This window comes from Streptomyces sp. NPDC046900 (genome assembly GCF_040644975.1).
GTDB lineage: Bacteria > Actinomycetota > Actinomycetes > Streptomycetales > Streptomycetaceae > Streptomyces.
This window is the reverse complement of sequence record NZ_JBEYXD010000001.1, coordinates 395,807-409,980: the sequence shown is the minus strand read 5'-3', so window position 1 is coordinate 409,980 and position 14,174 is coordinate 395,807. Positions and strand designations below refer to the sequence as shown.

The 14,174-nt window shown below is 71.2% G+C and carries 10 protein-coding genes; 1 reads left to right on the top strand and 9 read right to left on the bottom strand.

Annotated features, from left to right (window positions below; all coding sequences use genetic code 11):
• Nucleotides 1-9: 9 nt before the first annotated feature.
• The 6 genes from ABZ904_RS01905 to ABZ904_RS01880 all read right to left on the bottom strand — a co-directional run bounded on the left by ABZ904_RS01905 (nt 10) and on the right by ABZ904_RS01880 (nt 8,288).
• Nucleotides 10-3,801, bottom strand: coding sequence for a lipopolysaccharide biosynthesis protein (locus ABZ904_RS01905; RefSeq protein ID WP_361820549.1), 3,792 nt, complete (start codon nt 3,799-3,801; stop codon nt 10-12).
• Nucleotides 3,794-4,594, bottom strand: coding sequence for a polysaccharide deacetylase family protein (locus ABZ904_RS01900; RefSeq protein WP_361820546.1), 801 nt, complete (start codon nt 4,592-4,594; stop codon nt 3,794-3,796). The genes ABZ904_RS01905 and ABZ904_RS01900 overlap by 8 nt, the downstream gene beginning before the upstream one ends.
• The gene (locus tag ABZ904_RS01895; protein WP_361820543.1) at nt 4,591-5,586 is read right to left on the bottom strand and encodes a glycosyltransferase family 2 protein; all 996 of its coding nucleotides are present in this window, start codon (nt 5,584-5,586) and stop codon (nt 4,591-4,593) included. The genes ABZ904_RS01900 and ABZ904_RS01895 overlap by 4 nt, the downstream gene beginning before the upstream one ends.
• Entirely contained in the window at nt 5,583-6,401 is an 819-nt protein-coding gene (locus tag ABZ904_RS01890; protein ID WP_359391694.1) for a glycosyltransferase family 2 protein, read from the bottom strand. Before ABZ904_RS01890 ends, ABZ904_RS01895 begins: the two co-directional genes overlap by 4 nt.
• 365 nt (nt 6,402-6,766) lie before the next feature.
• Nucleotides 6,767-7,861 carry a GNAT family N-acetyltransferase gene (locus ABZ904_RS01885; RefSeq protein WP_361820540.1) on the bottom strand — a complete coding sequence of 365 codons (1,095 nt, stop codon included), beginning with the start codon at nt 7,859-7,861 and terminating at the stop codon, nt 6,767-6,769.
• A 4-nt stretch (nt 7,862-7,865) separates the two neighbouring features.
• A complete protein-coding gene (locus ABZ904_RS01880; protein WP_359391696.1) occupies nt 7,866-8,288 on the bottom strand; it encodes a hypothetical protein in 423 nt (140 codons plus the stop codon).
• Nucleotides 8,289-8,557: 269 nt separating this feature from the next.
• On the opposite strand from ABZ904_RS01880, the gene ABZ904_RS01875 reads away from it, so the two are divergent.
• Complete coding sequence (locus ABZ904_RS01875) at nt 8,558-9,364, top strand: SGNH/GDSL hydrolase family protein (protein ID WP_361820537.1); 807 nt, start codon at nt 8,558-8,560, stop codon at nt 9,362-9,364.
• Nucleotides 9,365-9,367: 3 nt separating this feature from the next.
• Here ABZ904_RS01875 and ABZ904_RS01870 read toward each other — a convergent pair whose 3' ends face one another.
• From ABZ904_RS01870 to ABZ904_RS01860, 3 genes are all read right to left on the bottom strand, one after another.
• A complete protein-coding gene (locus ABZ904_RS01870; RefSeq protein ID WP_361820534.1) occupies nt 9,368-10,966 on the bottom strand; it encodes a serine/threonine-protein kinase in 1,599 nt (532 codons plus the stop codon).
• A gap of 63 nt (nt 10,967-11,029) precedes the next feature.
• Complete coding sequence (locus ABZ904_RS01865; RefSeq protein WP_361820531.1) at nt 11,030-12,586, bottom strand: nickel transporter; 1,557 nt, start codon at nt 12,584-12,586, stop codon at nt 11,030-11,032.
• The coding region (locus ABZ904_RS01860) for a tetratricopeptide repeat protein (RefSeq protein ID WP_361820528.1) at nt 12,583-14,174 on the bottom strand (1,592 nt) is incomplete at its 5' end. The genes ABZ904_RS01865 and ABZ904_RS01860, both read right to left, overlap by 4 nt.

Below are 14,174 nucleotides of genomic sequence, written 5' to 3'. Positions count from 1 at the left end.
GGTTGACGCTCAGCCCTTGCCCAGGGTCAGGAACCGCTGGACCAGCGAGGCCAGCAGCACCGCCACCAGAGGCAGGGAGAACCAGAAGCCGGCCCGCAGCCATCGCAGCCGCCGCGCACCGGGCCGCACCGCGACCCGCACGACCTCCCGTGCCGTGAGCAACGGGACCAGTACCAGGGCCGCGAGAGCCCCGATGACCGACCACCGCGTCCAGGTCACCCGAGGGCCGATCGGACCCGTTTCCGGCTCCGCCACCGCGCCCGCGGGCTGCTCGCGCAGCGCGTACAGGGTGACGTCGTCGTTGACGAGAACCTTCGTCAGTTCCTGGCGGTCGTCCAGGTTCGCGATGAGCCGCGACTCCCAGGTCGGCGAGTAGCCCGCGCCCATCTGCAGAGAGACCACCTGACTGGCGTTGACCATGAGATACGAGTTCGGGCCCGCGTCCTTGAGCGCCTTCACCAGGCCCGACACCAGGACCGGATCGACCGGCGCGAGCGTCGGCACGTACTGCACCTTCTCCATGTCCCTGGCGCCCCACGGCATCGCCGGAGTGACGTCGTCGGACGTGTCGTTGCTCAGCCACAGCAGCCGTACGGTCGGGTCGTCGTGCGCGTACACGTAGTCCATCGCGGCGACCTCGCCCGCGCGGACCCGCTCGAACGGCTCGTTGCCCCAGCGCGCCACCAGGAAACCGCCCATCAGCAGCAGGCCCGTCAGGAGAGCCGCGACCGGGGCGAGGTGCCTTCGGTCCTCGGCCCGCTCGGCAGCCGTCACCCCTGTGCGCGGGAAGAGGGCGAGCCCGGCGAGCAGGGCCGCGCCGGGCACGGCGAACATGAAGACGCGCAGGGCCATCTCGCCGCCGTACGACTGCATGCCGAAGCCCAGGAACGGGACGAAGGCGAGGACGAGCAGCGACCGCTCCCGGTACTTGTACGCGCGCCGCCGCCACCAGCCCCAGCACGCGAAGGCCAGCACGAAGCCGGCCAGCATCACGCGCGTGTACAGCACGAGCTTGTGAGTCGGGTCGCCGCCCTGGATGCGCCCCGAGACGGAGGTCGACACATTGCTGCCGAGGCCGCCGACGCCGCCGAAGAGTTCGTCGAAGTGCCCGGACCAGTACGGCTCGGCCATGAAGCAGACCCAGAACGCGACCAGCACCGCGAACAGCAGGGGAAGCCCCCGTAGTTCGCAGCGGCCCACCAGGACGAGTGCCGCGAGCACGCCCAGCATCATGAACGGGGTGAGCTGATGCGCCGGGACGCTCGCCGCGTACAGCCCGATCAGCACCGTGAGCAGCACCGCCCGCTGCCCGCGCCCGGCCGGTTCGACCTCCGCCTCACCTGGCCGTGCCGTCGTCCAGAGCACGCGCGGGGCCCGGAACCACACCAGCAGCATGGCCACGAAGACCAGGTAGAGCAGATAGGTGAATCCCTGCGGGGAGAAGTAGTCCTGGCCGACCCAGCCACTGAGCACGAAGATCCAGATTCCGGACCACTTGGCCCGCCAGCTCGCTCGCAGTGAGCGGACCAGGAGGAACATGGGCGCCAGATACAGGAGCTGGATGGCGAGCGGCCACCAGCGGATGACCTCGGTGAGGTCGGTGACGCCGCAGGCCTTCGCGACGAACGCGGTCGCCGCGAAGAAGCCGGGCCAGCTCCAGCGCGCGTCCAGGTCGGGCACGGCCGACCCGGTCCGGTCGATGTAGTCGAGGAAGCCGAGGTGCTGCCAGGCCGTCGGGAACCGCGGTTCGGTCTCGATCACCGCGGGCAGCGCGTGCAGCGAGACGACTGTGACCAGCAGCGTGGCCAGCAGCAGAACCCTGGACTCGCGCTCGCGCCGCAGCAGCGCGGCGAAGACCACGACCAGCAGCGCGGCCCCGGCCAGGGTCGGCAGCGGCAGGACCGAGACAAGGCCCAGACCGTCCATCCGCTCCAGGGCGGCGTCGTCCAGTCTCAGCGCGGGCACCCAGTACAGCAGCAGCGCGCAGGCGAGCAGGCAGCCCAGCAGAAGCCCCGCCCGGGTCGGGCGGAACCGGTGGGCTCCGCCGGGAGAACCGGAGGAGAGCGGGTCGTCCGTGAGCGGTGCGTCGTCCGTGGCTTCTCGCGCCGGGGCAAGGAAGGACTCGTCTGCCTCCGAGCCCGCCTCCCGGCCCCGGTCTCGCTCGACCGGGGGAACCTCCGGCTCGGTGCGCTGGTCCACCTGACCGTCGGGTGCCGGGAGCCGCAGCGCCGGGGCCGGTCCGTCGTGACCGCCGGACACCGCTGGGATCCCGGTGGGCGGGGTGCCCGGGCCGGGGCGCACGTCCGGCCGGCGTTCCCCATGGTCGAAGTCGACATGGATGCCGAGCGCGAGGGTGTCTGGGTCCGGGTTCTTCGCCCAGGACGGCCCGCTCCTCGGCGCGGGGACTTCGCGCGCCCCCAGGTCGGCGAGGTCACCGTCCGGTGCCGCGTCCTCGGGCGCGGTGTCCGCCGGGGACGCGCGCAGGATCTTGTACAGCTTCGGCGCCGCGATCGCCACGATCACCGCCAGGCTGGAGATCTCCGCGACACCCGCGCCGGTCAGCCCCATACGGGGGAGCAGCAGCAGGGTCAGCCCGAGCACCAGGACGCACAGCAGGCCCTGGAGATAGGCCAGTCCCGAGGTGCGGCTCTGGGCGCGCAGCACCGCGAAGTACGTCTCCATGACCACCCGCAGCGCCGCGCCGACCGCGAACCAGCGCAGCAGCGGAGTCGCCGCCTGGGCGTACCCCGCGCCGAAGACGTGCAGGATGAAGGGTGCGCCGATGAACAGCACCGCGCACACCGGCAGCAGGATGCCGGCTATGCGCTTGAGCGCGGCCCGGGTGTTGGCGGCGAGCCGCACCGGGTCGTGCGAGCCCTCGACGGTGAGCGAGGCGCCCATGTTGACGGCGAGCAGGTTGATGGTGCCGCCGATGGCGGTCGTGACGTAGAAGTACGCGTTGTCCGCCGCACTGACCTGTGAGGCCACGATCACCGGGACGAGGTAGACGACCGCGAGCGAGAACAGTGAGCCGGTGTAGTCGCCGGCCAGGAACCGCCCGATCTCCTTCGGCGACGGCGGGTCGGTGTGCTCCGCGGTCGCCTTGGCGTGCCGGGGCACCAGGCGCCGGAACACCAGCCAGCCGAGCGGGACGACGGACGTGGCGATGGCCGCGATCCAGGAGACGAAGACGCCGGTCGTCGGGATGGCCACGGCGAAGGCCACGAGCAGCCCGAGCTTCACCACGGAGAAGACGCTGTTGCCCACCGGGACCCACGGCGCGCTGCGCAGACCGGTCAGCACACCCTCCTGGAGGGTGAGCAGGTTCCAGGCCACGACGGCGAGGACGAAGCCGAGTCCGTAGACGGTCCCGTGCAGAAAGCGGTACGAGGGCCCCCAGGCGTGCAGGGTCAGCAGGAAGACGCTCGCGGCGCAGGCCACGACGACCGAGCTGCCCACATACGTACGCAGGATCAGCCGCCGGGTGCTTCGCCCCGAGACCGGGATGAAGCGCGCCAGCGCGCCGGTGAGAGTGACCGCGGTGAGCCCCGCGAGGAACTTCATCGCCGCGATCGCTGCCGAGCCCTGGCCGACCGCGGAATCGGAGTAGTAATGGGCCGCTACGAGCCAGTAGCCGAGGCCGAGCACCGCGGAGATACCGGTGTTGAGCATCAGCGCGTAGGCGTTGCGGAACAACTGGTTGCCGCCTCCGCCACGTCCGCGAAGGCGCAGGCGGCGTCCGGACCGCTCGGGTGACGCGGTCGTGGACTGAGCGATCTGGGCTGTCGTCGTGTCAGACACGGGAAAGGACGGCCTTCCGGCGAACCTGTCGCGCTCGTCGGACCACGGCGTACCCCTTGGTCAGGGCGCGGTCCCTGGCGAAGTTGCGGGCGATCGCACGGCCCTGGACGAGCCGTTCGAACTCGTCGGCGCCGGTGCTGCGGCGCACGGTGACGCGTTGCAGCGCGTACGGGCCCTGGCGGCGGCGCGCCAGGGCGTTGCCGACCGCGAGCGACTGGCGGTACCCCGTCTCCCGCACCGCGCGGCGCACCCGGCGGCTCGAGTAGCCGTACGGGTAGGCGAACGACATGGGGCGCGTGCCCAGTTCGCCGGTGATGATCTCCGCGCAGCGCAGCAGTTCGAACCGGAGAGGGTCGTCGGCGAGCTGGTCCATCTCCGGATGCGTGTGGCTGTGCCCGCCGATCTCGACCCCGGCGGCCGCCAGTTCGCGGACCTGGTCCCAGTCGAGCATGGTGTCCAGGCCGCCACCGGTGTCGTGGGCGCCCCGGATCCAGCCGGTGGAGACGAACAGCGTGGCTGCGAAGCCGTGCTTGGCGAGCACGGGCAGGGCGTGCCCGTGCACGCCCTCGTAGCCGTCGTCGAAGGTGATGAGGACGGGCCGCTCGGGCAGCGGACCGCCGCGCCGCCAGCTGCGCGCCAGGTCGGCGGTGGTGACCGGGGTGAATCCCAGGTCCGCGAGTTGGGCCATCTGCTCCACGAACGCCTCGGGCGCCACCGACAGGGCCCGCGTCGCGTCGTTCGGTGCGGTGGCGACCGAGTGGTACATGAGGATCGGTACGGCTTGGTCGTTCATGCGGTGTCCCCCTCTTGATCCGCGATGTCCACCACCGAGAAGGTGGTGCCGCCCCTGCGCGCCCGGACACTGCCGAGGACGTAGCCCCCGGCGGCCGTGAGCACCCCGGCGACGATCGCGCCCGTCCGGCCCGCGCCGCCGGGGCGGGCCAGCAGGGCGTCGCGCAGTCCTCGGGCCACCCCCGCCGGCAGCACCCGGGTGGTGTAGCGGCGCTCCGACTCAAGGCCCTTGCCGGAGCCGACGCTGCAGGCCACGAGTGCCTTGGAGAGGCCCTCCGCGTAGGTGCGGGTGCGGAAGTAGGCGAAGTGCTCGCGCGGTTCGGGCACCCGGTGGTGGATCACCGCGCGGTCGTCGATCAGCAGGATCGCGTCGGGTCTGGCCCGGGTGAGGCGGATGCACAGCTCCGTCTCCTCGCAGCCCAGCGGGCGCTTGTCGCCGTCGCGCCCGATACCCGTGGCGAAGCCGCCCGCCGCTGCGAACGCGCTGCGCCGGAAGGAGGCGTTGCCGCCGAGGACGTTGCGCACCCGGACCCGTCCGGGCGGCAGGCCCCTGTAGGTGCAGCCCACCACCCAGTCGAACTCCTCCGGGAACCAGGCCGGGCGGCGGCCGGACGCCCAGATGGGCATCGTGCGGCCGCCGACGGCCATCACCCGCGGGTCCTCGTACCCTTCGGCGAAGTGCTTCAGCCAGTCGCGCTCGGCCACGGCGTCGTCGTCGAGGAAGGCGACGATCTCACCGTGCGAGGTGGCGATTCCGGTGTTGCGGCCCGCGGACAGGCCGCGGGGGCCCGCGTTGGCGAGCACGCGGACCTCCTCGACCTCCTTGTACTCATTGGTCAGCCGTTCCAGCAGGGCCTCGTTGTGGTCCACGACCAGCAGCGTCTCGAGAGCCGGCCGGGACTGCGTCCGCACCGAGGCGACCGCCGCGAGGATGTCCTCCCAGCGGTCCTCGGTGTAGACGCATATCACCACGGAGATGTCCGGATTGTTCACGACGCCTCCCCCTGATCCGAGTTGAGTGCCACGGCGCGCGGGCGGCGACGCAGTGAGCGGCGGTTGGAGCGCTCCTGGAGGATGACCTTCAGCACCCGCAATCCGTCGCGTACCGCGCGCAGATTGCTCGATCCGTGGATGCGCAGGTACTCGTGGCTGGGAATCTCCTGGACCTTCAGCCCTGCCTTGACCACCCGGATGTTCATCAGGGTCTCGACCTCGAAACCCGTGCAGTCCAGCTCGATCTTGTCGAGGCAGTGCCGCCAGAACGCGTTGTATCCGTAGCAGAGGTCGGTGTAGCGGGCGCCGAACTTGGCGTTGACGACCGCGCACAGCACCCGGTTGCCCAGCTTGCGGATCGGTGTCATGTCCGAGGTGCCGCCGCCGTTCGCGAACCGCGAGCCCTTCGCGAAGTCGGCGCCCGACACCAGCGCGGAGACATAGCTGACGATCTCCTGCCCGTCGGCCGAGCCGTCCGCGTCGACCATGACGATGATGTCGCCGGTGCAGGCCTCGAACCCGGTGATCAGGGCGTCGCCCTTGCCCTTGCCCCGCTGCCCCACGACCTTGACGTCCGGCCGCAGATCACGTGCGACCTCGACGGTGTTGTCGGTGGAGTTGCCGTCGACCAGAACCACTTCGTGGATCCAGTCCGGAAGGGTCTTGAAAACGTAGGGGAGATTCTCCGCCTCATTCAGGGCGGGGATCACCACGCTCACCGGCGGCGCAATGGCCAGGTGAGAGGAGATGGGGCGGTACTTTCCCTGAGTTAACGGATCTTGATCCGAAACTGCGGGGCGCAGAACAGAACTCATGATGGTGTCCCTCTCGTCCGGTGGACCGTCCGCCCCTGGATGGTCCGGCTGTTTATCCGGTTCGAAAGGGGGGTTTCTCACTTGCGGAATGCCGAAATGGATCTCCGGGCACGCCGGGTGAGCTGGCAAAGCTGGCCGACTGCCGTTGAAAGGCAGCCAGTCGCGCGGCACGACTCGTGCGACCGAGATCGCGGAGTACGTACGCCCCTACCGCGCCCCGCGACGGAACCATCGCGGTACTCAAGCCCTCCCCTGGACCGCTGGATGATGGACCGATGCGGGTAGGTGTAAGACGGTGTTGACGATTACGACTTTATGGCAAGATCTGGAACATGTCCCCCTATTTCGGCGGTATGGCCATAAAGTCAACCCCCCGAACGGATTTTCCCCATCCGTTTGAGGAGCCGGTCGGCCGGCCCGAAGAGCTCCGGCCGTGACAGCACCGTATTGCGCAGCGCCCGGACCGGGGCGCGGTGCGCCCTGTGCCCGATCGCGACCGGGTGACGGCGAGTCACCCACCCTTCGGACACGAACAGCTCGCGTGTCTTCAGGGAGTCCTTGAAACCCTTCTGGCCCCGCCCGAGATCCAGATAGGCGATTCCGTCGGCGGCGGCCGCCTCGGCCATCCGCAGAAAAAGGATCAACCCGGGGGAGTACTTTCCGAATGCCGGGTCGTACGCCGGGAACCAGCAGGACAGCACCCGTTCGGTGCGCAGTCCGAAGTGCGCGGCGATGGGCCGGCCCTCCGCGTAGAGCACGGAGAGGATCCCCGCGAACGACTCCGAACGGGTGTGGAAGAGCTGGTGCACCAACTGGTTGATCCAGTCGTGCGCGAAGCGGTCGCTGCGTCCGGTCCGTCGGTACTGGGCGGACTTCCAGCCGAGCAGCGTGCGCAGAACCGCCGGATCGCGTTCGTCATGGACGTAGTGCACCTGGGCGGCGTCGCGTCCGAGCTTGCGCTCCTTGGTCATCGTCCTGCGGGTGAACACCGGTGATGTGGTGCGCAGCCGGCGAATATAGACGTCGTAGCCCTGGTCGAGGTCCATGACCGGAGAGGGGAACGTGCCGGAAGCTCCCGCCTCGAACGGCGCCTGGCCTTTTACCAGGTGGTCGAATTCCCAGATGGCGAGATCGCAGGCCCGCAGCAGCTCCTGCGTGTCGCAGATGAAGCCGGGCCGGTGCACCATGCCCTGGCAGTCCGAGAGGCCGAGGCCGACGGCGCGTCCGACGCCGGTGCTGGTTCTCTGGTACGGGAAGAACCCGGCCGGCTCACCGTCCTCGTGCAGGACCGCGATCCGTACGTCGCGTCTCGTCCGTCCCACGGCGAGCGTGAACTCGGGGGAGAGGAACGGGTTCGCCAGTTCGGGGTACCCGTTCAGACGGGCCTTCGACTGCAAAGCGCTCCACACCGCCCGGTCGGCGGCCGTGAGTTCGCCGGGGCGGTACACGCTGATGTCCATGTCTTCAGGCCTGGTTTCTCGCCGCGCGGCGGAGCTGTCGTCGTACCACTGCCAGCAGGAGGGCCAGCAGGCTGATCACGGTCACCGCGACGATCCCGAGGCGGACCGACCACCAGTGCATCGCCAACATGCCTTGTGCGATCAGCAGGTCGGTCGCGATCGCTCCCGCGACGGACACCACTGTGCGGGGCCAGGGTTCGAGCCCCCGCAGAGCGGCGCCGACGGCCGTTGCCGGTGCGGCGAGCAGGAAGAACAGGGTGAACGGGCCGCGCAGCGGAGAGTCGGCGTCGCTGAGCGCGAGGATCGCTCCGACCACCGCGACGGCGAAGGCCGCGCCCGCGAGCAGCGGGAACAGGTTCCTCCCCGGGTCCCGTCCCGACCGCCCGTGCTTACCCGATGAAGGTGGCTTGATACGTAAGGTCTGCATTGGCGACTTTGCCCCCCGATGCGCCGGATGCCGGGCTTCAATGTCGCAAAGCGTAGAGGGGCCGTCAAGGTGGGGACCGGCCGTGCGCGGGTTCTTGGCCTGGTCTAAATATGTGTTCCCCCTTGGAGCGGTGACCTCCTGGGAGCAGTCGTTCGAACCTCGACCGGTGGTGCGAGAGTGTGCCCAAACGGTCTTGGCATGGACACTTCCAGTCAACTCGCGCAGCTGCTACGACGGTTGTGGCAGACATCCTGCTAAAGGGAGGTTCCATGAGACGTTCCCGACTTGCGGCGTACGTGACGTCACTCCTCCTGGCCGTCGGCTTCGCTCTCACCGGGGCGGCCGCGGCACAGGCGTCCCCTCTCGCGGCGGCCACCGGCTATGTGGCCCTCGGGGACTCGTACTCCTCAGGTGTCGGCGCCGGCAGCTACATCAGCTCCAGCGGCGACTGCGACCGCAGCACGAAGGCCTACCCGTACCTCTGGCAGGCCGCCCACGCCCCCTCCTCGTTCAGCTTCATGGCCTGCTCGGGCGCCCGTACGACCGATGTGCTCAACAATCAGCTCGGCACGCTCACCACGTCGACCGGTCTCGTCTCGATCACCATCGGCGGCAACGACGCGGGCTTCGCAGACGTCATGACGACCTGTGTGCTCCAGTCCGACAGCGCCTGCCTGTCGCGGATCGCGACGGCCAAGGCGTACGTCGACTCGACCCTGCCCGGCCAACTCGACAAGGTCTACTCGGCGATCACCGCCAAGGCCCCCTCAGCCCGCGTGATCGTGCTGGGCTACCCCCGCTTCTACAAGCTCGGCACCTTCTGCCTCGGACTGTCCGGGACCAAGCGGTCCGCGATCAACGGGGCCGCCGACTACATCGACGTCGCGATCGCCAAGCGAGCCGCCGACCACGGCTTCACCTTCGGCGACGTGCGCACCACGTTCAGCGGCCATGAGATCTGCTCCGCAAGCTCCTGGCTGCACAGCGTCAGCTGGCTGAACATCGGCGAGTCCTACCACCCGACCGCGGCCGGCCAGTCCGGCGGCTATCTGCCGGTGCTGGCCGGTGCGGCCTGACGGTCACGAACTGGAGGGGGAGGCCCCGTCCGACGGGGTCTCCGTCTCGCAGGTGACGGTGAAGGGCACGGAGTTCGAGGTGACGTGGAGCGGGCTCCGCACCTCCACACCGATCTCGTTCTGCACCGAACCCCCGGCGTCGTACGCGGAGACGACGACCTGCCGCTGTGCGGTCCTGCCACCGCCCGCCGGGAACGACAGGGTCTTCCACCCCGGGTCCGACACCTGCCCGGTCCTGGTGACCCAGCGGTAGGACACGTCCACCGGCACACTGCCCACCGTGAACGTGGCGGTGAACGTGGGCGCCTGGGCATCCGGCGGCGGACAGCTCCCGTGGTACTCGGTGTGCGTCCCGGTCACCGTCACCCGGACCGTCTGCCGCACCGGCGTGGAGCCTCCCCCGTACCCGCTGCCGGAGGTGGACGCGCCGCTGGGCGTGGCGCCGGCCGTGGTGCTCTGCTCGGAACTGGCGGAAGGCGATCCGCCGGCTCCGGCGCCGGAGCTGTGCGTCGCCCCGCCGCTCGCACTCCCACCCCCGGTGTCGTAGCGGTTCACCAGGGCGTACGTCAGCCCGGCCAGGGCAAGCGCGAGCGCGGCGAGGCCCGCGACCAGCACCACCGCCGCACGCCGACTGCGCTGCGGCGGCTCGGAAGGCGCCGGGTGACCGGGCCGGGACACGGCGGTGGTGAACGGCGTGGGCTGCGGAGGCGTCGGCGGGCCGGCCGGGAACGCCGCGACCGTCGGCGTGTACGCCGCGGTGCCCGTGCGCGGGGTGCCCCCCGCGCCGATGAGCCGGAGGTCCTGCTCGGCCCGGTCGGCCGGGATGCGCTCCGCCGGATCCTTGCGCAGCAGCCCCTCGATCACCGGGGCAAGCGGACCGGCCCGCCGCGGCGCCGGCAACTCCTCGTCGACCACCGCGCGCAGCGTGTTGAGCGGAGTGTTCTGCCGGAACGGAGAGTTGCCCTCGACAGCCGCGTAAAGAAGCACGCCGAGCGACCACAGATCGGACTCGGGTCCCGGAGTGCGACCGAGCGCGCGCTCCGGCGCGAGGAACTCGGGTGAGCCGATCACCTCGCCCGTCATGGTGAGCGCGGAACTGCCCTCGACCGTGGCGATGCCGAAGTCGGTGAGCACCACCCGCCCGTCGTTCGCCAGCAGGACGTTGCCCGGCTTGACGTCGCGGTGCAGCACCCCGGCCCCGTGCGCCGCGCGCAGGGCGGTCAGCACCTCGGCGCCGATGTGCGCGGCCCGTTGAGGGGAGATCGGCCCTTCCGCGTCCAGCAGGTCCGACAGGGCGATGCCGCGGATCAGCTCCATCACGATCCAGGGACGGCCGTCCTCGTGGGCCACGTCGTAGACCGTGACGACGTTCCGGTTGGCCACCCGTGCCGCCGCCCACGCCTCGCGTTCCAGCCGGGTGTACATGCGCTCGACCTCGGTCGAGGGAAGCCCGGCCGGGGCACGCACCTCCTTGACGGCCACCTCCCGGTGCAGCACCTCGTCACGGGCCCGCCACACCGTCCCCATGCCGCCATGGCCAAGGGCGGACAGAAGACGGTAACGGCCCGCGATCACACGTTCATGGCCCGGTTCTTCGGACACGGGCGCCCCCCATTCGCATCCGCGTGATGTATCCACTGCGCGCGATTTCTCCCCAAAAGTAGCTCAACCGAGTGCGGATGCCGCCCCCCTGAACACCAGTCCTGCGCCGAGGGCCACGACGACGAAGGCGGATCCCAGTGGTGCCGTCCTGCGGACCAGCGCCGCCGCCGGGCCCGCGGTCCAGCGCGGACGCCGGTCCAGTACCCGGTTCATCCCGCCGCCGAGCTTGACCACGGCGAACCCGGCCGCGGTCAGCGTCAGGGCGAGCCCGACTCCGTAGGCGACGACGAGGAGGAGACCGAACCAGGCCTGGCCGAGCGCGGCGGCGCCGACCAGGACCACCACGGCGGAGGGGCTGGGCACGAGCCCGCCGGCGAAGCCGAGCAGGATCGTGCCGCGAAGGGTCGGGGCGGCGGGGTGGGTGTGGGTGACGCCGCCATGGGTGTGGGGGACGCCGTGGCCGTGGCCATGTGCGTGGTCGTGTGTGTGGCCGTGACCGGCGTGGGAGGGGGCGTCGTCGTGCGCGAGGTCCGCATGGCTGTGCGCAGGGCCGTGCCCGTGCGCGGTCCCGTGGCTGTGTCCATGGCCACGGTTACGCCACGCCCGGCCTACGAGCGAGGCGCCCGCCAGGGTGACCAGGACCCCGCTCGCCAGGCCCAGCCACGCGATCACGGACGGTGTCGCCGCCGACCCGGCCGTGACCAGGAGGCCGAGGGCGACGACGCCCAGGGTGTGGGTCACCGTCACCGAAGCGGCCAGGGGCAGCACGTCCTTGAGCTTCGCCCGGCCGCCGCGGGCCGCCGCTGTCGCGGCCATCAGAGTCTTGCCGTGTCCCGGCGCGAGCGCGTGCATCGCGCCGAGCCCGATCGCGATGACCAGGGCCAGCGCCGCGAAGCCGAGGGTCAGGTGGTGCCGGGCGACCAGGTTGTCGAGGGCCTGCGTCCAGCGGTCGGCGCCGCGCGGCAGCACGGAGGCAGCCGGCCCGTCCCGCCGCTCGTCGGCCAGGACGGGACCACCGGGGCGCACCCGCAGCGACGCCTTGACGGTGTCGGCCGGTGAGGAGAGAAGCTCCTTGGGATAGCTGGTCAGTTCGCGGGAGACGGAGGTCTTCGGCACGTCCGACGCGATCAGCGTCATACGGTCGCCCCGCGCGGTGATCTCCCGCCAGCCGGGTCCGGTGCTCGCGCCCGCACCGTGGAAGCCGAGCAGGACGGTGTCCGCCTTGGGCAGCGGCGCCGTCAGCCGGCACTCCACGCGCAGAGTGTGAAGGCCCGCCTGACCGGGTCGCAGTTCGGCGTGGCTCGTGCCGACGGTGAGCGGCGCCGTACGCCCGCCCACGGTGAGCCTGCTGCCGTCGGCGGCCTGCGCGCACCGCTGCCGGGCCCACTCCGTCAGGCCGAGCTTCTCGATGTCGGGCTTGGCCTGCGTGGCCGGGATCTCCGCGAGGTCCTCGACATGGTCGACGCGCAGGTGCCCCGGAGCGGCGATCAGGCCGTCGTAGCGGTTGACGGTGAAGTTGCCGAGCGGATGGGCGCTCGCGGAGCCGGCGGGGGCCAGCAGGAGTGCGCAGGCGGCGGCGAGGACCGCCGTGACGGAGGCGACGGCGCGACGGAGCTTCACTTCATCGCCTCCAGCGCCTTACGGGCCTCACGCGCACCCAGTGGCGAGAAGCCGGCGTTGAGCCTCAGTGCCGCGGTGAGCGAGGCGCGGGCCTGGACCCGGTGACCGGTGGCGCGCTCGATCATGCCGCGGTGATAGAGGAAGGCCGCGTTGCGGTAACCGGTGGCCGTGGCCCGCCGGGCATAGGGAAGGGCCTCCTGGTCACGGCCGTTGACGTGCAGGGCCCAGGCGAGGGCGTCCGCGGTATGCACGGTGTGGCGACGCGCCCATTCGTCCTGGGCGGCCTTCAGCGCGGCCTTGCGGTCGCCGTGGTCGGCGGCGGCCAGAGCGGTGTCGAGGTCGGCGTCGACGCCGTTGGCGCGAGCGAGCGCCACCCAGGCGTCCACGAGGGCGTACTGGTCATGGGCCTTGGCCCGATCGCCCTCCTTGCCCCGGACCTCATACAACTCGCCCAGCTCCACCAGGGGTTGGGGCAGTGGGTAGCGGTCGACGACCCGCTCCATGGCGCGGATCGCATCTGCGGTGTCGCCCTGGGCAGCCTGCGCCCGGGCGCGGCCCTCCAGCGCCGGGAGATACGAGTCGTCGGCGGCGAGGGCCCGCGCGTACTGGTCGAGGGCCGTCTTGTAGTCGCCCTGGTTCCAGGCGAGTTGGCCGAGCGCGGTGGCCACGTACGCGATGTCGCCGCGCGTGGTGGCCGTGCCGAGGGCCTGCTCCAGGACCCGCCAGGCGGTCTTCACGTCCCCGCGCAGTTCGTGGACGTAGGCGTAGCGGGTGAAGACGGGGACGCCGGGACGGCGGGAATCGGCCAGGTCGGCGGCCTTCGCGGCCTCGGGGTAGCGGCCGAGTTCCACGAGGGCGTCGATACGGGAGGACAGGGCGCGCTCGCTGTACGGGTTCTGCTTCAGGGCCAGGTCCGCGTACGTCAGGGCGCCGGTGAAGTCATGGCGGGCCGCGGCGAGGGCGGCCCGGCCGGCGAGCGCGGCGTCGTTGTCCGGGCGGAGCCTCAGCGACCGGTCGAGGGCGCGCTGGGCCTGTGGGTAGCGGGACGGGTCGCCCTTGGTGCGGGCCTGCTCCACGTACGCGAGTCCGAGGGTCGCCCAACTGCCGTGGTCCCGTGGCTGGGCCCGGAGATGGGCCTGCAGCGCGCGGATGCTCGGGTCCAGGTCACCACTGGCCAGCAGTTCGGGCGAGATGCCGCCCGGCGAGGAGGCGACCGGGGCCGCACCGCCGCCGTCCCGCACCGCGCCGACGACCACGGCGCCGGCGGTGAGCGCGACGGCCAGCGAGGCGGCACAGAGCCCGAGCTGTACGGCTCGCCAACGCCGCCCCGAAGCGGAGAACCGCCGCAGCGCGAGGACCCGTTCGTCGGAGCCGCCGGACGGGGCGGGGGCGGGGGCCGTGCCGCCGGCTTCCTGGCCCGCCGCCCCAGGGCCGGGGTCGGGGGCGGGCCGGGCGGAGGTCGTGGGTCCGGTGGGTGTGCCGGTCGCCTCCCGGGCGGGGGCCGTTGGGCCGGCGTCCTGTCTGATCGCCTTGGGGCTGGGGGCGGATCGGGCGGAGGTCGTGGGTCGAGTGCGTGTGCCGGTCGGCT